Annotated in this window: 19 protein-coding genes and 1 pseudogene; 15 read left to right on the top strand and 5 right to left on the bottom strand. The window is 32.6% G+C overall.

Annotation, left to right across the window (positions count from 1 at the left end; genetic code table 11):
* The coding region (locus tag DET63_RS28245; RefSeq protein ID WP_181777962.1) for a transposase at window positions 1–105 on the bottom strand (105 nt) is incomplete at its 3' end.
* 641 nt (window positions 106–746) lie between these two features.
* On the opposite strand from DET63_RS28245, the gene DET63_RS28240 reads away from it, so the two are divergent.
* The 4 genes and pseudogenes from DET63_RS28240 (at window position 747) to DET63_RS28230 (ending at window position 2,559) form a co-directional block, all read left to right on the top strand.
* Window positions 747–944 carry a hypothetical protein gene (locus DET63_RS28240; RefSeq protein WP_113938472.1) on the top strand — a complete coding sequence of 66 codons (198 nt, stop codon included), beginning with the start codon at window positions 747–749 and terminating at the stop codon, window positions 942–944.
* A 359-nt stretch (window positions 945–1,303) separates the two neighbouring features.
* A pseudogene (locus tag DET63_RS28235) lies at window positions 1,304–1,537 on the top strand (hypothetical protein).
* A gap of 117 nt (window positions 1,538–1,654) precedes the next feature.
* Entirely contained in the window at window positions 1,655–1,777 is a 123-nt protein-coding gene (locus DET63_RS30870; protein ID WP_258550643.1) for a hypothetical protein, read from the top strand.
* 74 nt (window positions 1,778–1,851) lie between these two features.
* A complete protein-coding gene (locus DET63_RS28230; protein WP_113938471.1) occupies window positions 1,852–2,559 on the top strand; it encodes an IS6 family transposase in 708 nt (235 codons plus the stop codon).
* A 485-nt stretch (window positions 2,560–3,044) separates the two neighbouring features.
* Here DET63_RS28230 and DET63_RS28225 read toward each other — a convergent pair whose 3' ends face one another.
* Window positions 3,045–4,334 carry a glycosyltransferase family 2 protein gene (locus tag DET63_RS28225; protein WP_098168522.1) on the bottom strand — a complete coding sequence of 430 codons (1,290 nt, stop codon included), beginning with the start codon at window positions 4,332–4,334 and terminating at the stop codon, window positions 3,045–3,047.
* Window positions 4,335–4,641: 307 nt separating this feature from the next.
* Between DET63_RS28225 and DET63_RS28220 the strand changes: the two genes are divergently transcribed.
* Genes DET63_RS28220 through pseI form a run of 9 tightly spaced genes read left to right on the top strand, consistent with a single transcriptional unit; the run spans window position 4,642 to window position 13,780 of the window.
* Window positions 4,642–5,409, top strand: a complete 768-nt coding sequence (locus tag DET63_RS28220) for a glycosyltransferase family 2 protein (protein ID WP_016093944.1) — start codon at window positions 4,642–4,644, stop codon at window positions 5,407–5,409.
* A gap of 4 nt (window positions 5,410–5,413) precedes the next feature.
* A complete protein-coding gene (locus DET63_RS28215) occupies window positions 5,414–6,817 on the top strand; it encodes a CDP-glycerol glycerophosphotransferase family protein (protein ID WP_113938470.1) in 1,404 nt (467 codons plus the stop codon).
* Between the two features lie 33 nt (window positions 6,818–6,850).
* Entirely contained in the window at window positions 6,851–7,876 is a 1,026-nt protein-coding gene (locus DET63_RS28210; RefSeq protein ID WP_002191469.1) for an SDR family NAD(P)-dependent oxidoreductase, read from the top strand.
* Complete coding sequence (locus tag DET63_RS28205) at window positions 7,873–8,835, top strand: dTDP-glucose 4,6-dehydratase (RefSeq protein ID WP_002204252.1); 963 nt, start codon at window positions 7,873–7,875, stop codon at window positions 8,833–8,835. Before DET63_RS28210 ends, DET63_RS28205 begins: the two co-directional genes overlap by 4 nt.
* Window positions 8,835–10,040, top strand: coding sequence for a UDP-4-amino-4,6-dideoxy-N-acetyl-beta-L-altrosamine transaminase (pseC, locus tag DET63_RS28200; protein WP_002069610.1), 1,206 nt, complete (start codon window positions 8,835–8,837; stop codon window positions 10,038–10,040). The genes DET63_RS28205 and pseC overlap by 1 nt, the downstream gene beginning before the upstream one ends.
* Window positions 10,041–11,036: a cytidylyltransferase domain-containing protein gene (locus tag DET63_RS28195; RefSeq protein ID WP_113938469.1), complete on the top strand. Its 996-nt coding sequence runs from the start codon at window positions 10,041–10,043 to the stop codon at window positions 11,034–11,036.
* A 39-nt stretch (window positions 11,037–11,075) separates the two neighbouring features.
* Window positions 11,076–12,176, top strand: coding sequence for a UDP-2,4-diacetamido-2,4,6-trideoxy-beta-L-altropyranose hydrolase (gene pseG / locus DET63_RS28190; RefSeq protein ID WP_002069615.1), 1,101 nt, complete (start codon window positions 11,076–11,078; stop codon window positions 12,174–12,176).
* Between the two features lies 1 nt (window position 12,177).
* The gene (gene pseH, locus DET63_RS28185; RefSeq protein WP_002069616.1) at window positions 12,178–12,738 is read left to right on the top strand and encodes a UDP-4-amino-4,6-dideoxy-N-acetyl-beta-L-altrosamine N-acetyltransferase; all 561 of its coding nucleotides are present in this window, start codon (window positions 12,178–12,180) and stop codon (window positions 12,736–12,738) included.
* Window positions 12,731–13,780 (top strand): pseudaminic acid synthase, encoded by a 1,050-nt coding sequence (pseI, locus tag DET63_RS28180; protein WP_002169371.1) that lies wholly within the window; start codon window positions 12,731–12,733, stop codon window positions 13,778–13,780. Before pseH ends, pseI begins: the two co-directional genes overlap by 8 nt.
* A 124-nt stretch (window positions 13,781–13,904) precedes the next feature.
* On the opposite strand, the gene DET63_RS28175 is transcribed toward pseI, so the two are convergent.
* The 3 genes from DET63_RS28175 to DET63_RS28165 form a co-directional block, all read right to left on the bottom strand.
* Entirely contained in the window at window positions 13,905–14,882 is a 978-nt protein-coding gene (locus DET63_RS28175; RefSeq protein WP_113938468.1) for a CgeB family protein, read from the bottom strand.
* 34 nt (window positions 14,883–14,916) lie between these two features.
* Window positions 14,917–15,159: a hypothetical protein gene (locus DET63_RS28170; RefSeq protein WP_033707502.1), complete on the bottom strand. Its 243-nt coding sequence runs from the start codon at window positions 15,157–15,159 to the stop codon at window positions 14,917–14,919.
* A gap of 214 nt (window positions 15,160–15,373) precedes the next feature.
* The gene (locus DET63_RS28165; protein WP_002016601.1) at window positions 15,374–15,607 is read right to left on the bottom strand and encodes a hypothetical protein; all 234 of its coding nucleotides are present in this window, start codon (window positions 15,605–15,607) and stop codon (window positions 15,374–15,376) included.
* A 203-nt stretch (window positions 15,608–15,810) separates the two neighbouring features.
* Here DET63_RS28165 and DET63_RS28160 point away from each other — a divergent pair, with 203 nt between their 5' ends.
* Both DET63_RS28160 and DET63_RS28155 read left to right on the top strand, forming a co-directional pair.
* Window positions 15,811–16,011 carry a hypothetical protein gene (locus tag DET63_RS28160; protein WP_113938473.1) on the top strand — a complete coding sequence of 67 codons (201 nt, stop codon included), beginning with the start codon at window positions 15,811–15,813 and terminating at the stop codon, window positions 16,009–16,011.
* A gap of 111 nt (window positions 16,012–16,122) precedes the next feature.
* Window positions 16,123–16,662, top strand: a complete 540-nt coding sequence (locus DET63_RS28155) for a hypothetical protein (protein ID WP_002069623.1) — start codon at window positions 16,123–16,125, stop codon at window positions 16,660–16,662.
* The last annotated feature ends 151 nt before the right edge of the window (window positions 16,663–16,813 follow it).

Genomic DNA, 16,813 nt, shown 5'->3' with positions numbered 1-16,813 from the left:
ATAATCTGACATATCATCATCAAACACATTTCTTCTGTATTTTACGACCAACACAAGATGATAATACAACAAGAACACTGAATGATTATTGCTGTATAATTTCATTGATATACCAACCTTTGTACTTTATAAGACTGATTATATCAGAGGCAAAATAAAAAGCAAAGCCGTTTGGCTACGCCAAACCGAAATTCATCTCCCACCTACCGCTGGGCTACGCCCTTCACGCGCTTGAGGAAGGAGAATTTTTTCAAGGAATTCGTTAAAACTAGATCGGCACCAATTGGATATGATGGTTTGATTGAATGAACTGCATGTCATAAAAGAAGGAAAGTCTAAATTATATTAGTAATTGCTACCGACAATCACCGATATAAGTCAGGCTGTTCTTCTTAAACGATTAACCGAGCAGAGAGCTTCCGCTCTTTGTTTGAGCCAATACAGCTGAACATTCCCCTCAGTTTTATGTGTTGGTTCAAACAAGGCGTAGGGAGAAACATATGCGTCTGGATATAAATCTTTTATAATTCGACATTGGCGAAAATGACATTAAGTAGCCGACTCTACGGAGTATAAACGAGAAGACTGAGAGTATCTAGAATAGCAGAGGCTTGAAGAGATACTTATTGCCATTTGTTCTCTCTCTTCCCCTTCAGGAGCTGTCACTTCGGTGATGGCTTTTTGTTTTGTAGGATATTCTTCTTTTCTGTCGAATAGATAGATTGGGAGAGGTGGGGAATAAGTAAATGAAAAAATTTATAATAAGCATAGAAGCAGTCGATGGTAAACAACACGAATTTGAAATTGAGTATAAAAAGACAGTAACAGTTGCTGCTATAGAAAATTCTATACAAGCAAGAGAAGCTAGATTCTTCAGATTTGGAGATCGTATGGTTAATTTGGACAATATATTCTCTTTAGTGGTAAAAGAGAAGAAGGATTAAATACAAAAAAAGCATCCAAAAAGGGTGCTTTTTTCTTTGTTATATAGAAATTACACATTAACCATTAAGCATATTAGGGAATATCGAGCATAGAATGATATTGACACACTGACACACCACGATATCAAGTTTATTGCTGCGTTTTAGTGTTACCTCTATGTTCACGAAAGGGCACCTGGATAAGGTGCCTTTTTGATGAACTATTTTGATAAAGAAATCATATAGTATAGTGTAGGACAAGTTAACCGCTTATATCCTATTCAATGCTCATCGAGAAGTCCATTCACATATTTTAGCATCTACTGACGTGGGTGCTCTTTTTTATTGAGCAAAATGTACATTTAAATAGAAGGTTAATGGTGGGTGTAAAATTAGAGGAATTAGAAAAGTGTTTTAATGAAGTTGTAAATGAAGAAGCAGAGTATGTAGCTGTTCAGATTGAAATGGATGGATTTCCTAGCGAGGAAGTAATTATTAACGACAAACATAACATTGATTCTTAACTAGCTTATTATAAGAAAACGTACAATGAAGATTTAGAACATAGATACACTCCAGGAATTTGTATTGTAGGTTTTGCGTATGGTTATTAGTTCTCAGGAATCCTACGTGAATTAGGATTGTTGGTGAAGTCGTGATTAAACCAATAGCAATTATCGTAGGCGCTGCCGTCTTGTTTGTTGTTAAGGGGATGATAAGGGGTGAGGGGAATGTGGGGTCCAACAAGTTTTAAGGATGTTTTAGAGATTATTTGGTACTACAAGTGGGAGTTTTTCAAAGCACTACTTCCTATAGGGATTCCAGTATTTTCACTTGGATTAGGAACGGGTTGACTGGTTCTGGTGCAAAAAATCTATAAAACTTGGACATACTGATATTACTACTCTAGAAAAGGTGTGTGATCAGTATGAAAAAGGAAAATTTGTTCAAATGGAAGCATTATCAGCCTGATATAATTTTGTTAACGGTAAGATGGTACCTACGGTATAACCTCAGTTTTCGTGATTTGGTGGAAATGATGAAGGAACGGGGCTTATCTATTTCTCATACCACGATTATGCGTTGGGTTCATCAGTATGGCCCGGAATTGGACCAACGAATTCGTCGTCACCTTAAGCAAACCAATGACCCTTGGAGAGTTGATGAAACATATATAAAAGTTAAAGGGCAATGGATGTACCTGTACCGTGCTGTTGATTCGAAAGGAAACACAATCGATTTTTGTCTAAGCAAAACAAGAGACCGAAAGGCTGCAAAGCGCTTTTTCAAGAAAGCTTTGCGGTCTTTTCATGTATCAAAGCCACGTGTGATAACAGTCGATAAGAATCCGGCTTATCCAATAGAAATTGAACTGTTGAAAAAAGAAAAAAGCATACCTGATGGTATGCAACTTAGACAACAAAAGTACTTGAATAATATAGTAGAACAAGATCATCGCTTTATAAAGAAGCGTATCCGTTCTATGCTAGGGCTCAAATCTTTTGACACAGCTATATCCATTCTTTCTGGAGTAGAAGCCATGCATATGATTAAAAAAGAACAGATTAATTTACGGAACCAGTCTATCCAACATCAGAAAGAATTCGTCCATCAATTGTTTGGACTTGTAGCATAAGATACGATTCCGTTAGGAATATATATGCTTTATTCTCTTTTACTTTATTTTTGCACCAGAACCTAAAAGAATCAATGGGAAAATCAGAACTATTTGAGAAAGAAAAAATAAAAAAAAGAAGTGACTGTTTTGACAGAATTGAGAGAGTCATAATGGTACAGCAAAACTTCATGAAGAGAAGAAGTGCACCTATTATCATATAGAATTTGTTGTGAAAGATGAAAGAAACAAGCATGCAATAATGATGAAGTATGGCATTATATATATTTCTTATTATTCGATAGGATGATGTTATCTGCATTACTAATATTGATAGATGGTGACCCCTACTAGCAAGCTAAGGTTTTGAAGTACCCCCTAAATGAAAACTTTCTTTCTCTACAGGTAGATATTTTGAGAAAACAGCTCATTTTTTTGTTTTGGGGTGCTTACTTTTCTTAAGTTGATGGGCATGGGGATAGTACTTCTTGGCACAATCTCGTTTGTCAGTCTTCTTGGTACTCTTCAGCTAAGTGAGATGGATATGATGAAATAGGAGGACCAATTTTAAAGTAGGATAAGCTAGTTTTTGAAATCGGTATACAGTTCTTTAATAGATACAGTTTTTGTAACATGTCTTTATCTATTGGGTGAAGCATGCGATCTGTCATAATGAAATAATTGTGATGATAGATAAATACTTTCCCTTCAGGTAGAATCGTGTAATTAGATAATTTCGGGTAAATAGGTGGTCCATCTGAAAATTCATCTAAATTACGTTGCGAAACTTTAATAATTTCTTGAGCTGAAAATTTAAACTTGCGAAATGCTGTAGTGTTAATAAATGGACGTTTTTGATTATTTTCTATATAAAATAATTCTCCTTTTTCATTTTTTACAACACGTAAATTTGGAATGGGTTCTGTAAGAGATATAGGTGGTCCTTCTGTGTATTTGTAAATAAATGGTTCAGGTATTGGGACAATTTGATTTTGATTATATTTGAAGTAAGAAAGCATTTCTTTTGATATGGGCCTACGTTTATAATTATCAACTAAAAATACGTCACCTTGTGAATTTCTAAGCAATATACCATTTAAATCTTTAGATGGGAGGTTGGCATATAGATTTTGGAAGGAAAAAGGTGTTTTGAAAGTAATATCGAGCACTTTGTTAATAGGATAGAAAGGTTGGAATGTATTTAGACGTTTCCAAAACATTGCATCTCCGTTAAACCAATATAGAGAATCGGTCTCCCAATAATTACTGTATTTTTGATAAACCTTTAATAAAATTCTTCTTGTATGCATAACTGAACAGTGATCCACAACATTTGCAGCTGTATATAAAATTTCCGAGGCTTTTCTTACATATTCATGAGTAGGTTGTAGATTATAATCAACACATTTTACGTGCTGAGAAGAATACACCACATCTATTTCAGGACTTTTTTGTAAGAAAGATAACATTTCAGCTAATCTATTTGGAACGTACATAGTATCATCGGTTAAATAGCAAATATAATCTCCGCATGTTAATGGAAGCGCCTCATTAATGAGCGTTGCATATCTTGTGGTTTTATATCTTTCATTACCTTGTATAAAACTATTCTTATAATAAATTCGAGGGTCATCTAAATACTTTTTTATGATATTTATAGTATCTGGATAAGAGTTATCATCCATAATAAAAAGTTCCCATTCTTTAAAAGTTTGCATCTGAACACTTTCAATAACTTGATTAATTAAAGAAGGTTTATTATAGCTAGTGAGGATAATTGAAATTAGGGGTTTCAAAGTTGTCACCTCTTGTGAGAATTTTGGATAGCTTAATATTTTCAGGTGAATATTAATTGAATCTTTGGAGTTAGTTGTTTCTAACTATTGATATTTTCTTTTTTGTACTTAAATAGTTTATTACTTGTTCATAGATATGGTATAGACTATAGCGGATTATAAAAAAGATGCATGGGCAAATAAAATAGCTACTTTATCATTTTATTACATATATAAATCTTTTTTAAAATTATCGGAACGGTTCGTCCTTTCTCTTTATATAATAACGTAACTATTTTTTATTTAATGATAAGGAGGAGAGTAATATTTGCCTAAAATTACAGTTATTATGACGAGTTATAATAAGCCCACATTTGTAGAAAAATCGATATTAAGTGTATTAAACCAAACTTTCCAAGATTTTGAACTTTTTATTATGGATGATGATTCTAACGAACTGACTCAGAAAGTGATTCAACCATTCATAAACAAGAAAAATGTACACTTTTATAAAAGTAATGTAGCCCATATTTCTGAACGAACAAAAAAAGTCAGATATGCTGCTTTAATTAACGAGGCACTTAAACATGCAAAAGGGGAGTATATTACTTATATTACAGATGATAATCAATACGAAAAAGAGCGACTTAAAATGATGTCTAGTTATCTTGATGAGAATAAAGATGTTCAAATTGTATATTCTGCATCAAAAACGATCCATCTAGATGAATCAGATTTACCTATCAAAACTGTTGAAAGGCCTGCAAAAAAAGTCACTAATAATGCGCCATGCGCAATTGATCATTGTTCTATAATGCATAGAGCATCTGTTTTGCCGATTCTTGAAAAAAGGTGGAGTACTTACTGGGATGAAGACCCTCAGTTTTATCGTATAGGAGATGCACGCTTTTTTTGGAGATTAAATCATTATTGGGATTTTTATCCTTTAGATGAAATTTTAGATATCAATTATATTACTTCACATTCAATACATGCGCAGTTATTTGCGGAAGAAAAAAATGAATTTGTACAATTATTACCATCACAAAGAACATGTAAAGAATTAAGAGAAGACTTAAGAAAAAAAAGAGGGTGAAATATTGAGTGACATCTATTTGAAAAATTACTGGTTATTAAATCTAGAATATATAAATGTTTTTTCTGAATTAAAGCATTATAATGTTCCTTTACCATTACTGAGTAATTTCTATCAATATTTGGACGAAGATGTAAAAAATAAAATGAAAGAAAAAGATTTTTATAAACAACTGTCAATTGAACCTATAGAGGAAACACAGTTGCAGTTAGAGTTTGAAAAAAGAATGTCTTCATTTCAATCAAAGATAAAAAGAATAAATCAAAATGGAGTGATTCTCCTGAATTCAGATTATCTCCGTTTTTCAGTAAGTAATTTTACTCACTTTAATCCAAATCATACAAAGATATTAACTAGATCAAAAAAGACAGAACTTTATGGTCTTCCTACAATTTGTGCACCAGATTATATAAATAAAGCCCCTAATACTGCACATGTTTTCATCGAAAAGGCTAAAAAAATTTATTCAAAGTTTAATAAACATCCACTATTTTCAAACATGTTTTTTCAAAAAAAATTACTCAGTGACCTCCCTATTATGATTGAGAAACTTAATATGGCATATTTCATATTTAAAGAACAAGTTATTTCTGGTGTGATTGTTGGCACAACGGAGGATATAGCAAGCAGAGCTCTTACTTTTCTATCTAAAAGTGAAGGGATACCGAGTTATTGTCTTCAGCATGGTGCGATAATGGGTGAAGAAGCATACTTTCCAGTTTTCGCTACAAAACAGGTTGTATATGGAAGATATGAACGAGATTGGTACCTTCAAAAAGGGGTCAGTGAATCTCAAATTGAGGTTATAGGGCATCCCAGATATGATGATATCTTCGATAGGGTATATATGGATAAAAAGAATCTTTTTAAACAATTAAAAATAGACCCCTCTACAAAAGTAGTTTTTATTGCAACCCAGCCATTTAAAACTTCATTTTATATCGAATTGACAGAAGAATTAGTTAAAGACAAAAATATCACAGTTATTATAAAGCCTCATCCTTGGGAAAAAGGGCGTAACCTAGTGGGAGAATATGTTCGGTTAAGTAACGTATATCCTAATGTTAAATATATAACAAATGAAGTGAACATGTATGATGTTATTTTACATGCGAATCTTGTGGTTATTTCTAATTCAACAGTTGGGTTAGAGGCAATGTTATTAGATATACCTGTAGTTGTTTATAAATCGTTATTAGAGGATAGAGATTATAAGTATTATGATAAATTAGATTGGCTTGTAAATCACTCTATTGAAGATATGGTGGGCACGATTGAAAAGGTCCTAAACGATTCTTTGCAGTCAAGTCTAGCAAAAGAATTAAGACAACAATTTATTAGTGAAAATTATCCACAAGAAGTAAGCACCAAAAAGTTGCAAGGCTTAATTCAAAGCGCACAAGGATAAACATTATTTTAAAAAGAGGAGGTATTCATATCTATGTTTTTTAAAAATAAAAACGTTTTAATTATTGGTGGAACAGGAACAATTGGAAAAAGCATTCTTTCTAATGTTTTAGAGGGAAAGCCAAAAGTTATAAGAATTTTTAGTAGAAGTGAATATAATCAATTTTTATTACAAGAAGAGTTTAGGGGTAAAAATCAAAATATTCGCTATTTAATTGGGGATATTCGAAATTATGATCGCCTATATAGCGCAATGGAAAATATTGATTATGTGTTCCATGTTGCGGCGATGAAGCATGTTTCATTTTGTGAATATAATCCGTTTGAAGCGGTATTGACCAACATTTTTGGAACACAAAATGTAATAAAAGCAGCAATTGCCCAGAAAGTAAAAAAGGTGATTTTCACAAGCTCTGATAAAGCAATTTCACCAACAAATAATTATGGTGCAACAAAACTAACAGCTGAAAGATTGATAACATCAGCAGAATATTCAAAAGGATCTAGTGAAACAATATTTGCAAGTGTACGTTTCGGAAATGTTATGGGATCGAGAGGTTCTGTTATTCCCTTATTTGAAAATCAAATTAAAGAAAATCACAAAATAACTGTAACTGATCTTAGTATGAGCAGATTTATGATGACACTGAAACAAGCAACGATGTTAACCATTGAAGCAATGAAAATAGCAAAGGGCGGTGAAACTTTCATATTGAAAATGCCAGTTATTTCATTAAAAGATTTAAGTGAAGTGATGATAGAAGAAGTTACAAAGTTGTATAGTTTGTCCAAGGATAGTATTAAGATTGAAGAAATTGGATTAAAACCTGGTGAAAAAATGTATGAAGAACTTATGACACATGATGAATCTTTACAGGCTTTTGAATTACCGGATATGTTTATCATACCAAGTCCACTAAAAAAGGGTGCTCAATATGAAAATGCCAATAGAGCGAAGCCAGGATTTTATCGCTCAGATCATCAAGATGCGATTTCAAAAGAAGAACTTAGAAATTTGATTATAAACCAGCAACTACTAGCAGGAGGGGAGAAATTATGAAAATATTAGTAACTGGTGGTGCAGGATTTATTGGTAGGTGGGTTGTAAAGCGATTATTGCAAGATAAGCATGAAGTATGGATATTAGACAATTTAGCGAATTCAACTACAGCAAATATTATCGAGTTCGTTTATGATTTAAACTTGAAGCAATGTATACAAGGAGATATTAAAGATAAAAAATTGCTTGACCAATTATTTAAAAATCATTCATTTGACCTTTGTTATCATTTAGCAGCAAGTATTAATGTTCAAGATAGTATAGATGATGCTAGAACGACTTTTGAAAATGATACAATAGGTACTTTTAATTTGTTAGAACAATGTCATAAGCATAATGTCAAAATGGTCTTTATGAGTACTTGTATGGTATATGATAAAGCTACTAATGCACAAGGAATATCAGAATTAGACCCCATTAAACCAGCTTCTCCATATGCTGGATCAAAAATAGCTGCTGAAAATATGGTTCTATCTTACTATTATGCTTATAAGCTTCCAGTTGTGGTAATTCGTCCATTTAATACGTACGGACCATTCCAGAAAACTGGAGGTGAAGGTGGGGTTGTTGCCATTTTTATAAATAATAAATTAGATAAAATACCAGTAAATATTTATGGAGATGGGAAACAAACGAGAGACCTTTTATACGTTGAAGATTGTGCAGATTTCGTTGTGAAAGCAGGCTATTCTTCTAAAGCAAATGGTCATATTATCAACGCAGGAACAGGACAAGATATATCAATTAATAAATTAGCAGAATTGATTTCGGGAAATAAAGTAAGTATTCAACATGTAACTCATATCCATCCACAAAGTGAAATTCAAAAATTATTATGTAACTATGAAAAAGCAAAAACAATATTAAATTGGGAACCGAAAGTTTCTTTAGAAGATGGAGTTATTAAAACAGAAGAGTGGATTAAATCTTTAAAAATTAACCCTAAGGAGAAAGAATAATGGCCAGGGAAATTCTCGGTATACATGGGGGAAATCCTGTTAGAGGAACATATTTGCCTTATGGTCAACAACAAATTGATGACCATGATATTCAGGCAGTTATAGATATATTAAAAGGAGACTTTTTAACGACAGGACCAACGATTCAACAGTTTGAGGAGGCTATAGCAAAATACGTTGGGGCAAATTACGCTGTTTCTTTTTCAAGTGGTACAGCTGCTTTGCATGCTGCCTGCTATGCAGCTGGAATCACAGAGGGAGACGAAGTAATTACAACCTCAATGACATTTGTAGCAAGTGCAAATTGTATTTTATACCAGGGTGGAAAGCCAGTTTTCGCTGATATAGACTATGAAACATACAATATCAGTACTAAGTCTATAGAGGAAAAGATTACAAACAAAACAAAGGCTATTATTCCCGTACACTTTACTGGGCAGCCTGTAGAATTAGATAAAATAAAAAAAATAGCAAATGAGAATAACTTGATTATCATTGAAGATGCAGCACATGCATTAGGAGCCACTTATAAAAACCAAAAGATTGGTTCAATTGGTGATATGACAATGTTTAGCTTTCATCCTGTGAAACATATTACAACAGGAGAGGGTGGAGTAATTACTACAAATAATACTTTGCTTTATGAAAAGCTTGTTCAATTTCGTACACATGGAATTGAAAGGAATCCTCAAAAACTTCTTGATAATCATGGGCCTTGGTATTATGAAATGCAATTTTTGGGTTACAACTACAGGATGACTGATATACAGGCTGCTCTTGGCTTATCACAGTTAAGTAAATTAGATTCTTTTATTAAGATTAGAAAGAAATATGTAGACATTTATAATAAAGAATTTAATAGTTTACCTGAAATCATCATACCAAAGCAATTGCCCCAAACCCACTCAAGTTGGCACCTTTATATCATTCGGTTAAATACTAAATTATTAAAGGGTAATCGAAAAGAAATTTATGAGGCATTACAAAAAGAAAATATTGGTGTGAATGTGCACTATATACCCGTACATTTACAACCGTTTTATCAAAATTTGGGTTATAGAAAAGGCCTTTGTCCACAAGCCGAAAATTTATATGAGGAAATTATTACACTTCCTCTATTTCCTAAAATGACAAAAGGTGATGTAGGGGATGTAATAAAAGCAGTAAGAAAAGTTCTTTCGTTTTATAGAGTTGCTAAACATTAAATGAAAGGGGTGTTATTAGAATTGCGAAACAAAAAGTTGTTAAGAGCAGTAACAAAAGTTGATATAAAAAAAGGAGAAATCATTACAGCTAATAAAGTTGATATGGAACTAGGTATCGTTGAAAATGCACTGAACCAGCTTCAGTTTGAGGAATTATTACCTCAAGTAGCTTTATATAATTTGCAAGCAGGAACTCCATTAACGAAAGAGGTTATTGAACCTCCTAAAGTAGTAATTATTGTACTTTGTAGGTTAAAATCTACTAGGTTACCTTTAAAGGCAATATTGCCAATACATGGAGTTCCTTCCATTGAACGATGTCTTATAAATACATTAGCTATTCCAGGGAAACACCAGGTCATACTTGCTACTTCAGATGTAGCACAAGATGATCCTTTAGAAAAATTTGATCTAGGTGGGAAGGTTAAAATTTTCAGAGGTGATCCAGGAAATACCGCAGATCGCATACTCCAAGCTGCAAAACAAGAAAATGCAAATATTGTAATACGGATTACCGGAGATTGCCCAGTTGTATCACCAGAAATTAATACTTTTTTACTAGATCAACATTTGAAAAGCGGTGCAGACTATACACAGGCAGAGTTAAGTACGTTACCTGTCGGAACAGCAGGCGATATTTTTACTTTAGAGGCAATCGAACGATTGCTACAAACCCCAAAAACTTTAACCTATGCAGAATACCTTCCGTTTTATTTTATTAATAATCCACATTTATTCCGGGTCAATATAGTAAAACTCCCTCCGCCATTTTGTTACCCTACTTGGAGGTTAACATTAGATGAACAACCAGATTTAGATATGTTCAATGAACTTTATAAAAGTCTGAATGTAAAATCTAAACCTTTATTTTTTCATCAAATAAAAGATTATATCCTTCGAAATCCTGAACTTATTCAAATCAATAGTCATGTGAAATTGAAATGGGCAAATCAACAATCATTAGTGGATGAGTTAAATAGAGAAACGAAATTATAAATTAATAAATTGTAGTGCTTTTAGTGAGGAGGGAGTAACTTGCTTGAGAAAAAAATTGTCTTTCGTGCTGATGCATCTATTGAAATAGGGACGGGTCATATTATGCGTTGTTTAACATTGGCTCAGGAGTTACAGAATAAAGGTGCTCAAATTTATTTCATTTGTCGTAAGCTACAAGGTGATCTTCAGCGATATATTTTAAGTAAAGGATTCCACGTATTTTTATTAGATACAAATGATGAAAATACTGAATTCTCAAGTACAGTATATGGGAGTTATTTGAATTGGCTAAAATGTCATTGGTTTGTTGATGCACAACAAACCAATGACATTTTGTCTCAACTCCCCCAATTTGATTGGTTAATAGTTGATCATTATGGGTTAGATAAAAAGTGGGAGACTGTTTTAAAAAAAACTGTAAAAAAGATTATGGTAATCGATGATCTTGCAGATCGAGTACATGATTGTGAATTGTTATTAGATCAAAATCTACACGAGAGTCTTAATGAACGCTATAAAGAATTAATACCAGAGCACTCTTTAATAAAATTAGGACCTAAATATGCCATATTACGGCCAGAGTTCCATTCTGCTAAGAAATTTTTACGAAAAAGAACGGGTGCGGTTGAACATATTTTTATATTTTTTGGTGGGCACGATGTAACGAATGAGACATTAAAAACGTTAAGAGCTATACAAAATATTAATAGTGATACTTTAAAAATAGATGTAGTGGTAGGAAGCCAAAATCCTCATAAGAAAGATATTCAAAATTATTGCAAGAGCATTTCAAACGCTTCATTTTATTGTCAAATAGAGAATATTGAAGAGTTTATGATACGAGCGGATTTAGGGATAGGAGCTGGGGGCACAACAACATGGGAGCGCTGTTTTCTTGGATTACCTTCTATAACAATTACAACTGCACAAAATCAAATAGAAGTAACCAAAGCTGTGGCGGAGGCCGGAGCTACATGGAATATCGGTACAGCTGAAAGTGTTTCAGATGAAACCATTACGAAATGTCTAAACAAACTTTTAACAGATTCAGATAAAGTGAGAGAAATGTCTAATAAAGCTCTTGCCATAAAGTGTGCCAGTAATTCGGATGAAATAACAAAAATTATTTTAGGAGGATAGTATGTTAAACATTGAAAAATTCCATTTGAAATGTATAGAAAAGAAAGATTTAAATCTTATTTTAAAGTGGAGGAATACAGAAGAAATTCGTTCTGTTATGTACGAAGATCATAAAATAACAATAGACGAACACTATAAATGGTTTGAAAAACTAAAATATGATGAAACAATGATTGCAAGATTACTAATATATAAAGAAAAGCCAATTGGATTTGTTAATTTTACAAAAATAAATAAAATAGATCGAACTTGTAATTGGGGATTTTATATAGGAGATAAACAGAGTGTAAGGCGTGCTGGAACTGTATTAGGTATAGTAGCATTAGACTATATTTTTGAAACAAATGGCATACAAAAAGTATGTGCAGAAATATTAGAATCAAATCGTATTAGTTTAAACTTTCATCAGAAACTCGGCTTCCAGGAAGATGGAAGATATGTGAACCATATTTTCAGGGATAATGAATTTATCGACGTTATTACAATGACCCTTTTTTATGAACAATGGATGGAAAGGAAAGAAGCTATAAAAACAGAAATTGAAGGTGAAAAATATGAGTAATTTATATATCGGGGGTAGAGAGATTGGCAATAGCTCGCCACCATTTATTATTGCAGAAATGTCAGGGAATCATAATCAATCATTAGATAGAGCCTTGCAAATCGTAGAGGCAGCAGCAGAGGCTGGAGCACAAGGATTTAAAATTCAAACATATACACCAGATACAATGACTTTAAATATAGAAAATGGTGATTTTTTAATTCAGGATACGAAAAGCTTATGGAAAGGTAAAACACTTTATCATTTATATAAAGAAGCATATACACCATGGGAGTGGCATAAACCCATTTTTGATCGCTGTATAGAATTAGGAATGATACCATTTAGTACTCCATTTGATGAAACTGCTGTAGATTTTCTAGAATCATTGAATGTTTCTTGTTATAAAATCGCATCTTTTGAAAATACTGATATTCCCCTCATACGTAAAGTAGCAACGACAGGAAAACCAATAATCATTTCGACAGGTATGGCTTCTATTGCTGAATTAGATGAAACAGTAAGAGCTGCGAGAGAAGAGGGATGTAAAGAATTAATTCTATTAAAATGTACAAGTACGTATCCTGCATCTCCGAAATCTACAAATATAGCTACGATACCTCATATGAAGGAGTTATTTAAATGTGAAGTAGGTTTGTCTGATCATACACTTGGAGTAGGAGTATCTGTAGCGAGTGTCGCCTTGGGAGCCACAGTAATAGAGAAACATTTAACGCTTTCGAGATCGGATGGAGGAGTTGACGCTGATTTTTCAATGGAACCTGCTGAATTTAAATTATTAGTAAGCGAAACTGAAAAAGCATGGGAATCTTTGGGGAAAGTATATTATGGCCCTACTGATTTAGAAAAAGATTCTTTAAAATTTAGAAGGTCATTATATGTTGTAGAAAACATAAAAGCGGGAGAGGCTTTCACGATAGAAAATATTAAAGCTATTAGACCAGGTAATGGCTTATTACCAAAACACCTATCCAAAATTATCGGAAAGAAAGCGAATAAGGACATTGAAAAAGGAACGCCTGTTTCGTGGGATCTTATTTGATAGGGTACAATTAGATACTACTAGGAATTCGTTGAATAAATTAAAATGCCTTTTCAATTTAATGAAAAGGCATTTTAATTTATTCAGAATGATTATAGAAAAAAGATATTTTTAATTTAATAACCTAATAAAGTTGTGATTGTAAAATAGTCGTAATAAAATGGATTCTCTCATGAAAAGTATGCTGTGTAATAACTTTTGTATGAATTTTTTCGACCATTAATCTTTTCGAAGTCGTATCATTCAAATGAAAAGATACTTTATTTAAACAGTCCTCAAAGCTATTATAGGATATAATTTCATCTTTATTGAAGAAAGATGAAAGGTCAGATTTTTCTTCAATAATTTGAAAGCCTTGGCAAGCTGCAATATCAAACGTACGATTATTAATGGTATTATTTTTTACTTTATTTTTATTTTTATTCTGTGAAAATAGATGACTACGATGAGGGTTTAATATAAGACTAGCGTTATTATAATAGAGTGCAACTTCTTGAGGTGGAATCCATTCTTCTATAATTTTAATTCTCCGGTGATTTTTCCATTTTTTAATTAACTTATTTCTCCAGTGTTGACCAATAACGGTATAGTGATAAGGGGTTTTTTCCAAAAGAAACTGCATCAATTTTACTCGGGTTGGATAAGGATATCCAATGAACAATATTTCACTTTTATATTTCGAATTTCTTAGACCAGGCTTAAATACATCTATATTAGTTGCTAATGGTAAGTGGTATACATTGGTATATCCTAAACCTGAATAATATTTAAGTGCTTCACTATCAATAGTAAATATAAAATCAAAGTTCTTTAATAGAAGAAGAGAGGTATCTATATAAAATGGGTCCTCTGTTAACCAGACAGCTAATTTAATGTTCCTTTTTTTAAAATATTGAATTGCTTTTTGTGGTAGATGATTACCTAATAAGGTGAAAACAATATCAGGATGAAACGTTGTTGTAATGAAATCCAATTGCTCTATTAATTCACTCGGCTGTACTGCTAACCATTCGAAATTTTGATCGATAAGTGTTCTCTGTATGCTTTGATCTAGATATTGATAGATTTTTGAGTAACCAGAAGTAATGTATAAGAGTTTCATATTTCAATCCCTGCTTTAGGTTTAAAATATATTATCAGATAAATGTAACACTTTCTATTTCTTTACAACTGATCTTAGTAATACTTGTAGTAGGAGGAGTAACTGAATTTTCCTCTTCTAATGTGACGATACAAGTATTAGGGTTAAAATTTGTAAAAATAGCAGGTCCAATAATATTTCCAGATTTACCAGTCACAGTAACGACTTCGCCTGGTTGTAAATTTTTAAAAATACTACAGACTCCACCTGAACAACGAAATAAATTACATAAGAACAAATTTATCCCTCCTTTAAACAATATACTATATCATATGAAAGTATGTAGAGGGATGTGTAGACAAGTAACCTTTAGAAGGGAAAAAATTCAGTTTAAAGCAACTTATTGAAATGATAGATACAATGGAATAATACATTTTGATTAGATTATCCATAGTTAAGACATTCATTAGAATGTCTTAACTATGGATTGAACTTTAACCACTTGAAGCATCTTAAGGGGTGGTTAAAGTAACACTTTCTATATCTTCACAACTTATGAATATGGTATTGGTAGAAGAGGGGGTTATCACATCTTCTTCAACTAATACAACCGCACAAATAGTCGGAAAGAACAATGAAAAAGTAGCAGGTCCAATAATTTGTCCTGATTTAGTGGTAATTGTAACAACCGTTCCTGTTGGCCACGAAGAGAATAAAAAGCAAGCCAAACCTGTACATTCTGCCATATTAAGCCCTCCTAACTTTAAGTTTTGATTAATATAATACAATTCAATTCAAACATTTCATATTGTATGTGGTAACAATATGAAATGTTTGGACTAATAAAAAACTAGAATTATATAAAAACGTAAAAGTAGTATATTAACTTACATCTATCTTTTTTAGTTAGCCTGGATGTTATTTGTTTTTAAAAATATAATATTTTAATATAAAAGAAGTTAGTGAGAAATATCCTTGGGTTAAATGGTTTCAAAAAGATGGAAACTGGTATTATCGTGATAAAGAGGGCCCTCTGGTTAAAGGCCTACAATCTATAAATGGATACAAATACTACTTTAATAAAGATGGTGTTATGCAAACAGGCTTACAAACTATTAAGGGACAAGTATATTATTTTAAGAAAATTTAGTTTTGTTAGTTTGATAGCGATGGGTTTGTACTCCAACAAGGGGATTTATGGAAAATTGTAGAATGTAATAATTTGAAATTCTTATACCCAATTTTTTAGGAGTGACTACAAATGCGAATATATCCTGATTGTCCAATTATCACCAGAACAGTAGAGGTTGGCGGACTTACGAAATCGCAGCTTATTCAGAAATTGCAACAATACTCCATTTTGATGAATGAGTATGGAGAAAGACTGTTAGCTGATGATAAATTTACGACTTCTAATACAAAGTACAGCCTGGAGACCGTTGAACTAACCGTTATAGACCTTGGCTTTCCTGATGGAGCTACTACGGCTCAGCTCTTTAGAAGAGCGAGCGAACTTGGTTTGGAATTGTGTCCACTTGAGCTGGGACCTCAACTAAGACTGGAGTATCTGGTACAGCCTGAAGGTTATTTTGGGAATGCCTCACAACAACATCAAGCTCCATCTGGCTCCATCACAATAGCATCGGAGATATTAACTAAAGACGATGATTTTCCGAAAGGCTTTTATCTTAGACGAATTAACGGCGTGTTGTGGCTACGTGGATACATTGCTGACCATCTGCACGTTTGGAAGCCTGAAGACCACTTTATCTTTGTTAAACAAAAAAACTTTAAGAAGTGAGAAATAATGAGAAACTTACCTGCTTTTGTTCAACTAAAGGGGGACTTTACTTCATGAGACCGTCATTAGACGGTCTTTTTTATTTAGGGATCACCACATCATCATCAAGCTAATAAAAATGGGTTACCCCAAAACGATAAAAATGATTAGA

Source organism: Bacillus sp. DB-2, assembly GCF_003315125.1.
In the GTDB taxonomy this organism is placed as follows: Bacteria; Bacillota; Bacilli; order Bacillales; family Bacillaceae_G; genus Bacillus_A; species Bacillus_A mycoides.
The sequence above is the reverse complement of the archived record's forward strand: the minus strand, read 5'-3'. Positions and strand labels throughout refer to the sequence as shown.